12 protein-coding genes are annotated in these 13,281 nt (G+C 53.0%); 4 read left to right on the forward strand and 8 right to left on the reverse strand.

Annotation, left to right across the window (positions count from 1 at the left end; all coding sequences use genetic code 11):
- Positions 1 to 4 precede the first annotated feature (4 nt).
- From ACOOFE_RS22385 to ACOOFE_RS22400, 4 genes are read right to left on the reverse strand one after another with little or no spacing between them, the layout of a single operon-like run.
- On the reverse strand, positions 5 to 967 hold the full coding sequence (locus ACOOFE_RS22385; RefSeq protein WP_420412104.1) for a branched-chain amino acid ABC transporter permease: 963 nt from the start codon (positions 965 to 967) through the stop codon (positions 5 to 7).
- A 14-nt stretch (positions 968 to 981) separates the two neighbouring features.
- Complete coding sequence (locus tag ACOOFE_RS22390) at positions 982 to 1,854, reverse strand: branched-chain amino acid ABC transporter permease (RefSeq protein WP_141188406.1); 873 nt, start codon at positions 1,852 to 1,854, stop codon at positions 982 to 984.
- 5 nt (positions 1,855 to 1,859) lie between these two features.
- Positions 1,860 to 2,567 (reverse strand): ABC transporter ATP-binding protein, encoded by a 708-nt coding sequence (locus ACOOFE_RS22395; RefSeq protein ID WP_420412105.1) that lies wholly within the window; start codon positions 2,565 to 2,567, stop codon positions 1,860 to 1,862.
- Positions 2,564 to 3,334, reverse strand: coding sequence for an ABC transporter ATP-binding protein (locus tag ACOOFE_RS22400; RefSeq protein WP_420412106.1), 771 nt, complete (start codon positions 3,332 to 3,334; stop codon positions 2,564 to 2,566). Before ACOOFE_RS22400 ends, ACOOFE_RS22395 begins: the two co-directional genes overlap by 4 nt.
- 700 nt (positions 3,335 to 4,034) lie before the next feature.
- Here ACOOFE_RS22400 and ACOOFE_RS22405 point away from each other — a divergent pair.
- Complete coding sequence (locus tag ACOOFE_RS22405) at positions 4,035 to 6,137, forward strand: putative bifunctional diguanylate cyclase/phosphodiesterase (RefSeq protein ID WP_420412107.1); 2,103 nt, start codon at positions 4,035 to 4,037, stop codon at positions 6,135 to 6,137.
- Positions 6,138 to 6,407: 270 nt separating this feature from the next.
- On the opposite strand, the gene kynU is transcribed toward ACOOFE_RS22405, so the two are convergent.
- Positions 6,408 to 7,628, reverse strand: coding sequence for a kynureninase (gene kynU, locus ACOOFE_RS22410; protein ID WP_420412108.1), 1,221 nt, complete (start codon positions 7,626 to 7,628; stop codon positions 6,408 to 6,410).
- 236 nt (positions 7,629 to 7,864) lie between these two features.
- On the opposite strand from kynU, the gene ACOOFE_RS22415 reads away from it, so the two are divergent.
- Positions 7,865 to 9,259 (forward strand): L-serine ammonia-lyase, encoded by a 1,395-nt coding sequence (locus ACOOFE_RS22415; RefSeq protein ID WP_420412109.1) that lies wholly within the window; start codon positions 7,865 to 7,867, stop codon positions 9,257 to 9,259.
- A 72-nt stretch (positions 9,260 to 9,331) separates the two neighbouring features.
- Positions 9,332 to 9,727: an MAPEG family protein gene (locus tag ACOOFE_RS22420; protein WP_420412110.1), complete on the forward strand. Its 396-nt coding sequence runs from the start codon at positions 9,332 to 9,334 to the stop codon at positions 9,725 to 9,727.
- Positions 9,728 to 9,808: 81 nt separating this feature from the next.
- Here the strand turns inward: ACOOFE_RS22420 and ACOOFE_RS22425 are convergent, their stop codons facing one another.
- On the reverse strand, positions 9,809 to 10,582 hold the full coding sequence (locus ACOOFE_RS22425) for a YdhR family protein (RefSeq protein ID WP_420412111.1): 774 nt from the start codon (positions 10,580 to 10,582) through the stop codon (positions 9,809 to 9,811).
- A gap of 91 nt (positions 10,583 to 10,673) precedes the next feature.
- On the opposite strand from ACOOFE_RS22425, the gene ACOOFE_RS22430 reads away from it, so the two are divergent.
- On the forward strand, positions 10,674 to 11,087 hold the full coding sequence (locus ACOOFE_RS22430) for a winged helix-turn-helix transcriptional regulator (protein WP_420412112.1): 414 nt from the start codon (positions 10,674 to 10,676) through the stop codon (positions 11,085 to 11,087).
- Between the two features lie 37 nt (positions 11,088 to 11,124).
- Here ACOOFE_RS22430 and ACOOFE_RS22435 read toward each other — a convergent pair whose 3' ends face one another.
- Both ACOOFE_RS22435 and ACOOFE_RS22440 read right to left on the reverse strand, forming a co-directional pair.
- The gene (locus tag ACOOFE_RS22435; RefSeq protein ID WP_141188415.1) at positions 11,125 to 11,742 is read right to left on the reverse strand and encodes a GntR family transcriptional regulator; all 618 of its coding nucleotides are present in this window, start codon (positions 11,740 to 11,742) and stop codon (positions 11,125 to 11,127) included.
- Positions 11,743 to 11,892: 150 nt separating this feature from the next.
- A complete protein-coding gene (locus ACOOFE_RS22440; protein ID WP_420412113.1) occupies positions 11,893 to 13,254 on the reverse strand; it encodes an FAD-dependent oxidoreductase in 1,362 nt (453 codons plus the stop codon).
- Positions 13,255 to 13,281 lie beyond the last annotated feature (27 nt).

Raw genomic sequence — 13,281 nt, forward strand, 5'->3', positions numbered from 1 at the left:
GGGCCTAGTGGTCCGCACCGGTTTTTGTACTCCGCTGATCTCCTCTCAAAGGCTCTGGAAGAAGCCCTTCCGGCCGGAAGCGCAGGACAAGCTGCAGCATCAAACCAATCAGGAACAAGCGGATGTATTTTGCCTGGATCGCATATTCATGCGGCAGACGATCTGTTGCAATCTCCGAGACGGACCAAATGATCCAAACCACCGCGGCGCCCAAGATTGCGCCCCGGTTGTTGCCGGACCCGCCAAGGATCAGCATGATCCAGACAAGGAAGGTGGCAACCATCGGATCGATGGCTTCTGGAGTGATAGACCGGTTGAAGTGCGCAAACAGCGCTCCGCCCAGCCCCATTAGGGCAGCTCCGAAGATAAAAGCTTCCAACCGCCGGAATTCAACGTCCTTGCCCATTGCTTTAGCGGCGTCTTCATTGTCCCGGATGGCCCGCATCATGCGCCCCCAAGGAGCGTTAAACTGACGCTCGACCAGAACATATGCAGCGATCAACACCGCTAGAACGATGATCAGATAAGCAATCTGCGATTCCATGTAGCCGATATCGCTCATCGGCCGCGGAATGCCCGGAATACCGCGTGCACCGTTGGTAAGCACTGGTTCCGACTTGATCACCAGACGAATGATCTCTGCAATACCAATGGAAGCAATCGCCAGATAATCGGAGCGGAAGCGCAAACAGATCTTGCCGATCGGCCATGCGACAACAGCCGCGGCAATCATTGCTCCGATCCAGCCGATGATGAAATGCAGATCGAAGCCGCCAATCCGGCCGTCTACCGCCTCAGTCGTTAAGATCGCCGATGTATAGGCCCCAACGGCAAAGAACCCTGCGATACCAGCATTAAAGAGGCCGGCAAAACCCCACTGAATGTTCAGCCCCAGCGCCAACAGTGCGTAGATCGCGATGAAGATCGCCATAAAGAGGGCATAGTTTACAAGACCCAGAAATTCCATCTTGTCCTCCCTCCTTAAAGAACCTTGCCCTTGAGCAGCCCAGTCGGGCGCACAAGAAGCATGAACAACAGGATGGCAAAGGCCATCGCGGCTTTGTATTCACTTGGAATAACAAGCACCGACAGCTCTTCGGCAATCCCAACAATCAATCCACCAAGAACGGCACCTTCGACACGGCCAACACCGCCGAGAATTGCTGCCGCGAACATCGGCAGAAGCATGTGCCAGCCCATCATCGACTTTAGCTCGGTGTTGAGTCCTAGGAAGAAACCGGATCCTGCGCACAGTCCACCAGCGATCACCCAAGTCAGGATGATGACCTTCTTGTTGTCGATGCCGGAAAGCAGCGCCAGGTTCGGGTTGTCGGACATGGCCCGCATCGCCTTGCCCCACTTAGATTGGGTCAAGAACAGCTGCAACACACCCACAAGTGCCAGCATTGCGACAACTGTGTAAATCTCACGGTCACGTATTCTCAGTCCGAAATAGTTTTCGGGCCGCACAATTCCGCGCGAATAAGTTTCGGTGTCGACCCCCCAGACAACCTGAACGACCGCCCGGACCATCAATGCGATGCCCAAGGAGGCCATGACGGTCACGATCTTGGGTCGTTCCCGCAAGTGATCATAAAACACCTTGTCGATACCGACTGCCACTGCCGCCGTTGCAATGATCGCAATCGGCAGAGCCGCCAACGGCGAAACCCCGAATGTGGTAACGACAGCGAGCGCAATAAACGCCCCGAGTGTCGCCAAATCTCCGTGAGCCAAATGGGCATACCGTAAGATCGCAAAGATCAATGTGATCCCGACGGCGCCAAGGGCGTAGATTGATCCTAGAACGATGCCTGGGATGACGTAGAAATTTAGAAGTTCAAGCAAATCCATACCGCTCAGCCCCCCAGGAACATTTCGGCGACTTCACGGTCCGCCAGCAAATCGGCTCCTGAGCCTTCATGACGGTTCTTTCCTGCAGCCAGCACATAGCCCCGATCGGCAAATGCAAGCGCTTGTTTCGCATGCTGTTCGACCAGCATAATTGCGATGCCGCTATCCCGGACATCGCGGCAGATCTGAAATATCTGCTCCATATACTTGGGCGACAGTCCAGCCGTCGGTTCGTCCAATAGCAACAGTTTCGGATCCAGCATCATGGCGCGCCCCATAGCGACCATTTGGCGCTGACCGCCCGATAAACTGCCTGCCATTGTTTTGCGGCGTTCTTTTAAGTCCGGAAACAATCCGTAAATCCGATCATAGGCGGCAGACAAATCACCCTTTTTCAAGAAACCGCCCATCTCCAGATTCTCGTGGATGGACATTTCCCTAAAGATGTTGTCGACCTGCGGTACGTAGCAGATACCACGTTGAACGATGCGGTTCGGCGCCCATCCAGTGATATCGTCACCGTCAAACAGCATTTTGCCGCCACGAATGTTCAACAAGCCAAAGACGGATTTCATGGCTGTCGATTTGCCGGCACCATTCGGGCCAACAATGACGACAATCTCATCGGGCTGCACATGCATCGAAACATCCTGCAGGATGTCGGCATCGCCATAACCGCCAGTAATCTTGTCCAGAGAGAGGAGAGCAGTCATGCGGCATCCCCTGTGGTCTCGCCAAGATAGGCTTCCAGCACCTGCGGATTAGAACGCACTGTATGAAAATCGCCTTCAACCAACACTTTACCCTCAGCCATGCAGACGACCGGATCACACAGCTTTTCAATCATTTCCATGTCGTGCTCGATCAAGATGAAGGTGTATCCACGCTCTTTGTTCAAGAGTTCGATCTTACTCTCCAGCTTGCGCAAAAGTGTCCGGTTCACACCTGCCGCCGGTTCATCAAGCAATACAAGCTTGGCATCCGTCATCATTGTCCGGCCCAGCTCCAGAAGCTTCTTCTGGCCACCGGACAAATTGCCGGCACGTTCATGGGCAATGTGGCTCAGCTCCAGAAACTCTAGCGTTTCGTAGGCCTTTTTCTCGACGTCAATTTCCGCCGACTTCACCTGCCCCCAGGAAAACCAATTCGAAAACAGGCTTTCTCCCGGCTGTGACGGCGGAACCATCATCAGGTTTTCAAGCGCCGTGAGTTTGTGGAATTCATGCGGGATCTGAAATGTACGCACCAGTCCTTTATGGAACAGCTGATGGCTGGCCAAACTGGTGACATCCTCCCCCAAAAACCGGATCGTTCCGCTGCTGGGTACTAACGCTCCTGCTATTAAGTTGAAGAGCGTTGTTTTTCCTGCTCCATTCGGGCCGATCAGTCCGGTGATACTGCCCTCTTCCACTTGGAATGAGCAGCCATTTACTGCCCGAAACCCACCAAAATTCATTACGAGCTGATTTAGCTCCAGCATCAAAGCTCCTCGCCGCCCCCCGGAAGCGGTCTTTCTTATTTCCTTTGGCCGCGCATTTGTGCTTCAGGCCCACGAAAGGCTCGAGCTTTATAGGTGTTTACCGCAGCTCCCATCCTTCTAGCTTCATTGACAGATCAATCAACTCATAATCACCGCCCTGCGCACCAGAAAAGGCAAGATTTTCCTGAAACGCGATAGAATTGGTATACGCGATCCTGGTGACTTGCAGGAGACCATAGTTTTTGAACCGGTGATTTAGCGCCCGAGCTGAAGGCAGAAAGCAACCGACAGCAGATCTAAAGTGCGTCAACGGCTTAGACAACAAATACAATTTAAACGAGAAATATGCGATTGAGTCGTCTTGCTGCACCGCGCACAACAACAATCTGTGAATTAGTTCCGAAACAATACAACCCTTGCTTACTCTTAGGAGCCGGAATATCCTTTTCAAGTAAGTGCGAATTTTTGCACCATTTTATCTAAAGTTTTGTAATTCAACATCATGGAGTTAGGGGAATTTTCATCACTCATGCCTATCATCCGCGACGTAGATAGGGTGCGACGGTTTTCTTTCAAACAACAAGAACCACAGGTGTCAGGTACTGTGAATCTTGCGAATATCGCCAACTTGAAACTCTTGCTTGCAGAAGCCTACACTTCTGCATTGAACTAAATTGCCTGCACACGCATGGCTTGGAGAATGACACTGTCTGATCATCTAAACCTAAGAAAATTGGTGCAAGACGACACAGATGAGTCCGATTTTTTGGCTAAAGCGTTGTCCGATTCCAGATTTGATGCCCGGTTGATTAACAGTATTTACGACCGGTTGGATACCGGTGTGTGGATTTTTGATTTCGACGAAAAACGTATAATCTGGGCCAACAACAAAGCGCTTGAGATAACCGGTGCTCCTAACCTGACAGAATTACGGTCCCGTGACATGGGCGCCGACATGTCTCATTCTGTTGAGCAACGTCTCAATCAATACCGGCAGGACTTTAATCAGCGGGACGTCAGCTTTTCCGAAATCTGGACGCTTTATCCCAAAGGCAAAGCCCGGGTCCTGCAAGTCACTTTGAGCGGCATTCGATTGAATGATGGCCGAATGGCCATGCTTGCTGAAGCACGCGACCATCACGAGCAACAGCCTGAGACGTTGAGAAGCGCCGAAGCCCTAATGCACACAACAGTGATGATTTCGCTGTTTGCTATGGGCGGATCACCGCTCTACCGGAATACGGCTGCACGAGCGGCCTGCGTCGATCCAGACACAAATTTCTTCAGCCAGTTTCAAAATCCGGCAGATATTCAACATCTCAAAGAACGCATCGAACGAGATCGGCATGCTCGGATGGTTGCCAAAGTTCGGACAAACGACGGCGATCGCTGGCATGAATTGACGGTCCGCCCTTGCAGCGACGTCGTCACGAGCCAACCGGCCTATCTGGTCAGTGAAATCGATGTGACTGAACTGCATGAAACCAAAGAACGGGCACAATATCTCGCAAGCCATGATGCCCTGACCGGTTTGTCCAACCGGACTTTCCTGACCGAACGTTTGTCCAAGGTCCTGGCCGCCGCAGCAGCCAAGGGGCTAACGGCTACACTGTATTTGGTCGATCTCGATGACTTTAAACTCATCAACGACACTATGGGGCATGCTGCTGGTGATTCCCTACTGCAGCTGGTGGCTAACCGATTGAAGGAAATAGCCGGCCCTAACGACATCGTTGCCCGCTTGGGCGGCGACGAGTTTTTGATTTGCCATCTGGAAGACCCGGAAGCAGAAGGTCCGGGCTGGTTCGGAAAATCACTGCTTGGCACCTTCAGCTACCAGCAGATCATTGACGGGCGTCCACGTAATATCAGTCTTAGCATCGGATATTCGCATTATCCGGACGATGGCCGGTCCATCGACAATCTCATCCGCAATGCGGATTTGGCACTCTATCAAGCCAAACGTGAGCCCAAGGAAAAATGTGTCCGCTTCAAGGATACGATGCGGAAACGCCGCGATGAAAACCTCGCGCTAAAAAAAGACCTCGAGCGGGCGATCCGGGAAGATGAGTTTGTTCTCTACTTCCAACCGATCGCCTTCACGAAAACCAACCGAACGGTGTCTGCCGAAGCTTTGATCCGCTGGCTACATCCTGAAAAGGGTCTCATCGCGCCAGACCAATTCATTCCGCTTGCTGAAGACACAGGTTTGATCAACGAGATTGGGGCTTGGGTCTGCCGGAGTGTTGCTCAGGCGCAGGCCAGGTTCCAACAGCGCGGATTGAGGATCGCGATTGCGATGAATGTCTCGCCCTGGCAGTTATCTGACCCAGAGTTCACGGCACTCATGATGGATCTGCCCGATGTTTACGGCTGTGATCCCAGCCAGATCTCGCTGGAAATCACAGAGAATGTGGTTCTGGGCGAAATCCCGGATGCTTTGACGGCGCTCAAGGAGCTAAAGAACGTCGGCTACAGTATTGTCATCGACGATTTTGGAACGGGTTATTCCAATCTCGCATATTTGTACAACTATCCGATTGACGGCATCAAAATCGACAGGGTGTTCATGAACGACATTTCGACCGGGGGCGCTATCGTCAAGTTGATCCTGTCGCTTGCTGATGCATTGGGCGCCAGTGTGGTCGCAGAGGGTGTCGAGACGGTCGAGCAACGCAATTGGTTGTCCGAAAACGGATGCCACCAGTTCCAGGGATATCTCTATTCCAAACCGATCCCGGAGGATCGGTTTATCGGTTTCTTAGAAGAACAGTCCCACCTAGAGCCTGTCGCATCTAATTGATTCCATTTGATGCATAGAAACGGCTCCTTCGGCTAGGCGCGATCGCGAAACGCGATCTGGTTGATCGTGTGAGCGGTGTAACGCTGCCGATGGGCCGTTTTTCTGCACGCTTCTGTATGAAAAGACATAAGAAAAGGGCCGGACACATTTGCTCACTTGCGACGTTGTTTTGCGCTTATGGTGATCACACCATCGCGCGCAAACCACCTAGCCAGAGATCAAATGTGTCGCGGTCAAATGAAAACAATTAGATGCGACAGGCTCTAGAAGCTATGTAACCTTCGCGCGCGTTTTGTACTCTGGTCTATTCCAGCTCTCAGTCGCCAGGATATCCGCAAGTACGCTAACCGCATCGACAATGTCTTGATGTGAAAGATACAGCGGTGTGAAACCAAAACGCATCACGTCTGGCGCCCGGAAATCTCCAATAACACCACGAGTGATCAGCGCCTGCATCACCGCGTATCCTTCTTCAAAACGGAAAGATACTTGGCTTCCCCGAGCCTCCGGGTCACGCGGACTTGCCAATGTCAGCTGTGGGCATTTTGCTTCAACTTCCGCAATGAACAATTCACTCAAGGATACGGATTTGCGCCGTATATCGGCCATATCGACATCTTCAAACACTTCCAAAGCGGCATAAAGACTCGACAGAGACAAAATCGCCGGCGTGCCGACCGTCATCCGGTTAATGCCGTGCACAGGCCGGTAATCCAGATCAAAGGCAAATGGCGCTTCATGCCCCATCCAACCGGTAATAGGTGAAGTTACTTTGTCCTGATGGTCAGGTGCAACATAGAGAAAGGCCGGCGCACCAGGTCCACCATTGAGATACTTGTAGCCGCATCCGATAGCAAAGTCCGCCTTGGCCCCTTCAAGATCGACGGGAATGGCGCCAGCTGAATGCGCCAAGTCCCAAATGGCCAAGGCGCCAGCCGCATGTGCCTTTTCCGTTATTCCAGCCATGTCATGCACACGGCCAGTTCGGTAATCCACCTGGGTAATCAGAACTGCTGCGACATCTTCCGAGATCGCCGCTTCAACATCTTCTGGATCGACAATCTTCAGTTCATGCCCGCTATTGAGCAAATCTTTCAAACCGGAGGCGACATAAAGATCGGTCGGGAAATTGCCATTGTCTGACAAGATGACTTTACGGTCCGGCCGCAGCGACAAAGCGGCGGCAAGAACCTTGAAGACATTTACGGATGTGCTGTCACAGGCAACGACCGAGCCTTCGGGCGCCCCAATCAACCGGCCAATCCTATTGCCGACACGAACCGGTAAATCAATCCAGCTGTGCTCGTTCCAGGATTTGATCAGACTGGCGCCCCATTCCTTTTCCACCACTTCAGCAATGCGGGCTGGAACGTTTTTTGGCAGAACGCCGAGGGAATTTCCATCCAGATAAATCACCCCTTCCGGTATTTTGAACGCATCCTTTTTTGTACGCAGGACATCGTTCTTGTCAGAAGGGTGTTGGGATTGCATGGAGGTCTCTTGTTCCAGGTCTAGTTAATTATCGGGAGCCGCACGCTATCAAAGGCAGACCAGCGGAACAACTGTTTCCGAATACCCATGCACAATGGGAAAATCTGCTCTGACCAAAATGTCGCAATCAACACAGTTTTGCTCGCTTAACAACACGTTTGCAAAAAGCAGTCTGGTAGCTTGGGCTTCATCAATCAAACCTCAAGTATCCGGCAAAAGAAGAGCACTCCGCAACGATGTTCATCAGTGTTTTTGATATTTTCAAGATCGGGATCGGTCCCTCCAGTTCGCATACTGTCGGCCCAATGGTCGCCGTGCACAGATACCTCGACCGCCTGAGAGCCAATCCGGGAATTTGTGGCCAGGCGGCACGGCTGACAGTTACGCTGCACGGATCACTGGCGTTCACCGGCAAGGGCCATGCCACTGATAAAGCAGTTTGCCTCGGGCTGCTTGGTGCCACTCCAGATACGCTTGATCCGGATCAGGTTGAACCAATGCTGGAGGCGTTGGAAACGAAACGCCGTCTGCGCATTGAAGGGCTGCTTGATGTTCCTTTTACTCCGGAGAAAGACGTCATTTTCGACTATGGCCCGGCCTTGCCTCTGCATGCGAACGGAATGACATTCCATCTCATCAGCCAGGATGGCTCGCTCCTTGATAGCTTTGTCTATTATTCCATCGGTGGTGGTTTTGTGGTCAGCGAACAGGAATTGCGCAAGACGACCAACGAGCCAGTCAATGAACTTGCCGTTCAGAACGTTCCATTCCCTTTTGCTTCGGCCAAACAAATGTTGGAAATGGGTCAGGAAGCTGGCCTCACGATCGCCGACATGAAGCTGCGGAACGAGTGCGCGGACAAAGAGCGCGACCAGGTTGAGGCAGGGATCGACAAAGTTTGGTCCGCGATGGATTCCTGCATCAATAGGGGCATCACGCAATCCGGAATACTTCCAGGGGGATTGAACGTCAAACGACGCGCCTCTGACATCTACCAGAAGCTAATCAAAGAAGGCCGTAGCAACCCGCTGTTTGAACATAATGTTTTGGACTGGCTGGGCGTCTATGCCATGGCGGTGAATGAAGAAAATGCAGCCGGCGGGCGGGTGGTAACCGCGCCGACCAACGGTGCAGCAGGTGTTATTCCCGCAGTGACACGATATTACCTCGATCATTGCCCAGGCGCCGACACGAATGGCATCCGCACGTTTCTATTAACTGCGGCTGCCATCGGCGGTATCATCAAGGCAAATGCCTCCATCTCTGGTGCCGAAGTTGGCTGTCAGGGGGAAGTCGGCTCTGCTTCGGCCATGGCGGCCGCAGGCCTATGTGCAGCTCTCGGCGGTACCAATGAACAAATCGAAAATGCCGCTGAAATTGCCTTGGAGCATCATTTGGGCATGACGTGCGACCCAATCGCCGGCCTTGTGCAAGTCCCTTGCATTGAACGCAATGCCCTCGGTGCAGTAAAAGCCGTTACTGCTGCGTCACTGGCCCTGCGAGGGGACGGCACCCATTTCGTTCCGCTTGATGGTTGCATCGAAACCATGCGTCAAACCGGGATGGACATGATGGAACAGTACAAGGAAACCTCTCAAGGAGGGCTCGCGGTCAACATCGTGGAGTGCTGATCTGCAAGCAAAGATCTGGCGTAGTGAGATCAATCGAAACGCTTTTGACTCGCATCTGAGGAAGGCACTTCCATGCCGGTTGTTGTGACGCCCATTTTCGCCGGTCTTTTGGCACTTCTTTACCTGGCTTTGAGTGTGCGGGTCATCAATTCCCGCCACGCAGAACAAATTGCATTGGGTGACAAAGGCAACAGAGCTTTACAACGCCGGATACGGGTGCACAGCAACTTTGCCGAATACACACCATTTGCCTTGTTGCTGATATTAATCCTTGAACTTCAGGGCGCTTGGACATGGCTCACTGCCGGCCTCGGCCTGTTCCTTCTGATTGGGCGATGCTTGCATGCCTATGGTGTCAGCCAGGATCCAGAACCTTTAAAGTTTCGAACAACCGGCACGGCCATAACATTCGGTGTTTTGGGGACAGCGGCATTTGCTACACTTCTGATCCCTCTGTTATCTCTTTGAATTCAGTTGCTCTCCGATGGGCCTTGCCATTTTGACCGGAGCGCGGCCCTACTTCAGGGCACGCGCTCCATCTTCAGATAGTTAGGCGATGTAATACGGCGAATTCATTTCCCGGCTGGCCCGCGCTGTAACGCCGGCATCGAACACTCTCGTATAAAAAGCACAGCCAACATTTGCCGCGGTCTCAGGAAACTGATTGATGGCAAAATCGAGCGCCTGCTCCACGGTTTCAAAGGCGTCAAAGCCGCCAAGCGTGTTGGTTTGAAGGCCGCTCAACCAGACCTTATTCTGCAATCCGGAAACCTGCTTCAGGTCTTTGTTCCGCTCTTGCCAGTTGAACTCTTTGAACGGTTTGGAGAACTGTAGTTCGGTGTAAACAAACGCGCCCGGTTTCCGATCCGCAGCCCCTCCAAAATGCACCGCTCCCAGGTCTACGCTCGCATCTTTCACAACAGCTGCGTCAAAGACCCTTGTATTGTGAGCCACACCAAATGAGCGCGGTTCGGTCGGGAAATACTCGGTCACAAACTTTCGAGCGTTGTCGATACTGTCGAAGGCATAGAAGCCTCCAACGGTTTGAGTGGAATGCCCATGCAGCCAAGTCTTGTTCAAAAATCCCGGTTGTTGGCGGATGGCTTCATTGATTTTTTCCCATGGGGCATTTTCAAAAGGAACCGAGATTGCGACTTCCGTGTAGACAAAGGCTTGTGGCGTCATTTTCAATTTCTCCTGCGCATAAAGTAGGGTCGGCTGAAGGCCGGCAACCGCTGTGGCGGCTGCAGCCCCGGCAATTAGTTTCCGCCTCGAAATCTGGAGATCCGCAGCGGATACACCTGGCAGTTTTCTGTTTGTCATTCCGTACCTTTCTATCAACTTGCATTATGCAAGTTAATTTGAGTTACGTTATCCAATTGTATTTTGCAAGCTGATTGCCTAAATTTTCTGTATGACCAAAAAATCAGACAAATATGATTCCGGATGCCCTATCGCTTTTGGGCTGAACACTTTTGGGGATCAGTGGACACTGCTTGTCATCCGCGACATGGCCATCAAAGGGGCGACAACTTATGGGCAGTTGCTTGAAGGCTGGGAGGGGATCTCAACCAACATTCTTGCACAGCGCCTAAAACACCTTGAAGAAAATGGCCTGGTGACCAAACACCGGGATCCGGAAAACTGGCGCAGTTTTGTCTATGAGCTCACCCAAAAAGGCCGGGATCTCGCCCCGGTGATCGCTGAGATCATCTTATGGAGCGGCAAATACAACACCGCTCCGCATGCCATGACAGACACACTCGAAAAGGTTCGAACCAATAAGCAAGGCTTTGAAGAAGATATTCGGACCGGAAAATTGCCTTAAATCCGGACCGTGCAGCTAAAAACAAATTGCCTGCCAGTTAAATTTGCTGCAACCGCGTCTTATGGGCATGAGCAATATGCAAACGGGCCGCCGCTTCGGCCGTGTCGGGATTTCCATCGGCAATTGCGTTGACAATAGCCGCATGTTCTTCAACCGCCGTTTCCCGCCGCTCCGGCGTGTCCAGCGTCGTTCCGGCCATCAGGATCAGCGACAACCGCAGATGCTCTATTTGATCGACCAGATACCTGTTGTGAGAGGCTAAGCACAAACGGCGGTGGAATTCGCGGTTTGAGCGGACAAGGCTGTCCTTGTCAGCGATCCTTTGGCGGTCTGCCACCACAAGATCCTGAAGGATCTCGATTTCCGGCTTCGACGCATGTTTTGCTGCAAGACCCGCGGCGGTCCCTTCTAGAACCTCACGCATAAAATAAACTTCGTTGATCTGATTGTGGTCAAGCGTTGGAACCACCATGCCGCGGTTCGGCTCGTGGACCGCCAAGCCTTGCGCTTCTAGCCGCTTCAACCCTTCGCGGATGGGTGTACGCGATACGCCAAATGTTTCTGCAAGGTCCGCTTCGCGCAGGCGGTCTCCCGGCTTTAATGTGCGCTCTTCGATGAGGCCAATCAGCCGGTGGTAGATTTCAGATCCGTTCATGCCAAATCTGATAGCCTGTCTCGGTACTTATGCGCAAGCTGGTAGCGCATTTCACCTTCTTTGCCGCCCCGGACTTGATCCGGGGCCAATGTTTGAGGTCCCGGAACCAGTCCGGGACAGCTCGATATATTTGCGACTTAAGCTACAGTCTTAATGCAGACGCACGCCTTGGCGTTTCAGTTCATCCTGCAACAAAGAGATATCCATGGCGTTGAGATCAATGCCGTGTTTGACCGAAATGGCCGCTGCAACACCTGCGCCCTGCCCCGTTACCGTGCAGCACATCATGTTGCGGGTCGCCGCGTGGCTGACCTTGTCACCGCCCGTCGCCCGGCCAGCGACGAGAAGGTTTTTCACGCCCTTCGGCAGCATGGTCCGGTACGGCAGCTGGAAATAGCGGCCGGTGGTCGGAAGGATCAAAATGCCATAGCCGTCGATAAATTCCGGGAAGATGCCGACACTGTCGTCAAACCGGCCCTGCTCGCGCACATCGTGCCCGGTCATGTCATAGGCGGCCAGGATCTTCCGGGTATCGCGGATACCGATGGTCAAGCCGAAATTGCGCAGTTTTGCGGTATCACAGCCTGGCTGATAGCGCTTCAGCGCCTCAACTGCGAGCATGGCTTGCCGGCGGCCCTTGATTTCATTTTTCGTCATGGAATCGGGATCGGTGCCGTCACATTCCGGCAAATGCACCAAATTCAGGTAGGTGAGATCACCACTGTCATAGACCGCGCCCCAAGTGCCGGAAATGGTCTGCAAATGGGCCGGAATGATGCCGGCTTCCAAAGCCTGTTTGAACGGCTTTTTCAGGAACGGCGAGAACATTGCATCTTCTTTGCCGGTGGTTTCCACCGTCCACTCGCCTGTTTCCCAGTCCTTGTAAGTGTGCGGATCTGCTCTGACCGCATCCATGAATTTCTTCTTGTCAACGCCGTTCATGGAGAACATGACGGAGGCCGCCTGCATTTCCTCAATCGGCGTCTTGTAGGTTTCGGCGCCTGCCCGGTAGGCAATGTCCGCATCACCGGTTGCATCGATCACGCGTTTGGCCAGGATCGCTTCGCGCCCTGCCTTGCTCTCGGTAATGATGCCCTTGATTTCGTTGCCGTCCATGATCGGCGCGGCAAAGGCCCGATGCATCATTGGCCGGATACCGGCTTCTTCAACGAGATTATCGGCAACCAGCTTGAAGCCTTCCGCGTCGATCGCATCACTGTCGGACTGTGGTTCTGGCGTGGTCGCGCCAGCTTCGCGGGCCCGGCTTTCAAACTCGCGGCCGACACCTTCAGTATCTATGGTCTTTTCGTGCCGGTACCAGGCAAAGCCTTCCACGCCGACGGCTGTGATGTTGCCACCCAAACAACCGAACCGCTCCACCAAGGTGACATCAACGCCGGCGCGGGCCGCGCCAAGAGCCGCAGCCAAACCGCCGGGGCCCGACCCGACGACAAGAACATCGGTCTCGTGAATGACATTGATTTCGCGCGCGGGTTCCGTGATCGTTTTCACGCTTCCTCCAAAACAACTTTCCAAACT

It is taken from the genome of Roseibium sp., from assembly GCF_965216085.1.
In the GTDB taxonomy this organism is placed as follows: Bacteria; Pseudomonadota; Alphaproteobacteria; order Rhizobiales; family Stappiaceae; genus Roseibium.

Excerpts from the sequence above, each read along its gene's own strand:
- ACOOFE_RS22390 (WP_141188406.1), bottom strand. The coding sequence starts at position 1,854 with ATGGATTTGCTTGAACTTCTAAATTTCTACGTCATCCCAGGCATCGTT.
- ACOOFE_RS22395 (WP_420412105.1), bottom strand. The coding sequence starts at position 2,567 with ATGACTGCTCTCCTCTCTCTGGACAAGATTACTGGCGGTTATGGCGAT.
- ACOOFE_RS22420 (WP_420412110.1), top strand. The coding sequence starts at position 9,332 with ATGCCGGTTGTTGTGACGCCCATTTTCGCCGGTCTTTTGGCACTTCTT.
- ACOOFE_RS22405 (WP_420412107.1), top strand. The coding sequence starts at position 4,035 with ATGACACTGTCTGATCATCTAAACCTAAGAAAATTGGTGCAAGACGAC.
- ACOOFE_RS22435 (WP_141188415.1), bottom strand. The coding sequence starts at position 11,742 with ATGAACGGATCTGAAATCTACCACCGGCTGATTGGCCTCATCGAAGAG.
- ACOOFE_RS22430 (WP_420412112.1), top strand. The coding sequence starts at position 10,674 with ATGACCAAAAAATCAGACAAATATGATTCCGGATGCCCTATCGCTTTT.
- ACOOFE_RS22425 (WP_420412111.1), bottom strand. The coding sequence starts at position 10,582 with ATGACAAACAGAAAACTGCCAGGTGTATCCGCTGCGGATCTCCAGATT.
- kynU (WP_420412108.1), bottom strand. The coding sequence starts at position 7,628 with ATGCAATCCCAACACCCTTCTGACAAGAACGATGTCCTGCGTACAAAA.
- ACOOFE_RS22385 (WP_420412104.1), bottom strand. The coding sequence starts at position 967 with ATGGAATTTCTGGGTCTTGTAAACTATGCCCTCTTTATGGCGATCTTC.
- ACOOFE_RS22400 (WP_420412106.1), bottom strand. The coding sequence starts at position 3,334 with ATGCTGGAGCTAAATCAGCTCGTAATGAATTTTGGTGGGTTTCGGGCA.
- ACOOFE_RS22415 (WP_420412109.1), top strand. The coding sequence starts at position 7,865 with ATGTTCATCAGTGTTTTTGATATTTTCAAGATCGGGATCGGTCCCTCC.